The organism is Bradyrhizobium sp. P2_E8 (genome assembly GCF_056403875.1).
The window spans coordinates 1-1,797 of the sequence record NZ_JBFUES010001281.1 but is presented as its reverse complement, the minus strand read 5'-3'; the positions used below and the strand labels follow the sequence as shown (position 1 = coordinate 1,797).

The 1,797-nt window shown below is 65.6% G+C and carries 1 protein-coding gene and 1 pseudogene; both read right to left on the bottom strand.

The genetic code is table 11. The annotated features are described in order from the left end of the window. The coding region (locus tag AC1D00_RS39550) for a class II aldolase/adducin family protein (RefSeq protein WP_477014421.1) at positions 1 to 593 on the bottom strand (593 nt) is incomplete at its 3' end. A 185-nt stretch (positions 594 to 778) separates the two neighbouring features. Further along, a pseudogene (locus AC1D00_RS39545) lies at positions 779 to 1,797 on the bottom strand (hypothetical protein); the annotation flags it as partial.

Genomic DNA, 1,797 nt, shown 5'->3' with positions numbered 1-1,797 from the left:
CGCTCGAGGTGATACATGCGCTCGAAGGCGGAGGCGACCGAGCGGCCGACCGTCAGCGTGCCGTGGTTGCGCAGGAGCATGTGGTTGTGGTCGCCGAGGTCCTTCTGGAGTCGCGGCCGCTCGTCGTGGTCGAGCGCGATGCCTTCATAGTCGTGATAGGCGAGGTCGTGGGTGACGAGCTGGGCGGTCTGGTTCAGCGGTAGCAGCCCTTCGGCGCTGCTCGACACCGCGGTGCCGTCGAGGGTGTGGAGATGCAGCACGCAGATCGCGTCCTCGCGCACCTCGTGGATCGCCGAATGGATGGTGAAGCCGGCCGGGTTGATGCTGTACTCGCTCTCGGAGAGCTGGTTGCCGTGCAGGTCGACCTTGACGAGGCTCGACGCCGTGATCTCGTCGAACATCAGCCCGTAGGGATTGATGAGGAAGTGATGATCGGGGCCGGGCACGCGCGCGGAGATGTGGGTGTCGACCAGGTCGTCCCAGCCGTACAGCGAGACGAGACGATAGCAGGCGGCGAGATTGACCCGTTGCTGCCACTCGGCCTCCGTCATGTTCGACGGCGCTTCTCTCAGGCGCGCTTCCGCTGGTGACATGGCAAATCTCTCCGAACCTCGTTGTTGCGGGAAGGGAGCGTAGTCGCGGTGATGGCCGGCGGCAAGGCGGTCAAATCGCAGCAGCCAAGCGTAGCCCGCATGGAGCGTAGCGTCATGCGGGKGGGCTCACCAAGGACCCCGGATTTCGCTTCGCTCCATCCGGGCTAAAAGGCAGGAGAAAGAAATTACGGTGCCGGGATCGAGAGCAGGCTGGAAATGCTGCTGCCGCGGATGTCGTAGACGCGGGCGAACACCACGTCGTCGCGCTTGATCTCGACCATGACAGGCGCGGTGAGGCCCTTGCAGTAGAACTCGCCGAGCGTCATCGCAAAATCGGCCGCATTGGAATCCCAGCCGATGGTGAAGTCGGGCCCGAGCGCGACCTGCGCCGGACGCTGCGGACCGCACACCGCGACCTTCCATTTGCGGTTGCGCGGCGGCGCTTCCTGGCGCTCGACCAGCTGCTCGCGCAGCTCGTCCGAGGCCTGCTTCAGCGCGAGGCCCCAATAGTCCAGCATGAAGCGGTCGTCGGCGGCGCGCACGGTGCCGGCGATGTGGTTGAAGTGGGTGTACTGATAGGGATGCAGCCGGATCATCTCGGCGAGCGAGAGCGCAAGGCCGAAGCAGAAGGTGGCGAGCACGACCGGTTGCCAGGTGCGGTGATTGGCGCGCAGGCGCTCCATGGTCCAGGCGAAGGCGACGCCGCCGAGCACCGCCATCGGCGGGATCACGAAGACGAAATGGCGGATGCCGTTGTAGAGCGCGGGCCGCTTCACCATCGCGATCGCGAGCGGCAGGGTCGCGGCGAGCGTCAGCATCAGGAGGATGGTCTTGCGGCGGGCCGGAACCCCGCCGCGCGGCAGCAGCGCGAATGTGCTGACCACGGCGCCGGTCATCAGCACCAGCATCACCTCGGGCAACTGAAGCGCGAACAGCGTCGGCAGATAGGACCAGGGCATGTCGGGCACGGACACGATCGCGCCGTCGAACATCTCCTTCCAGGGCTTCTCGAAGAAGTGCGAGAAGTAGGTCAGCGCCTCGAAGGGATTGCCGGGTTCCATGATCGACCACGGCCAGATCAGGCCCATCACGAGATAGCCGAACACGAGGCCCGGCAGCAGCACGTAGACGACATGAGCGAAGCGGCGGGCCGCCTCGCGAACACCTTCGGTGCGCAGTTCCTCCAGGAACAGCGGGATGAAGC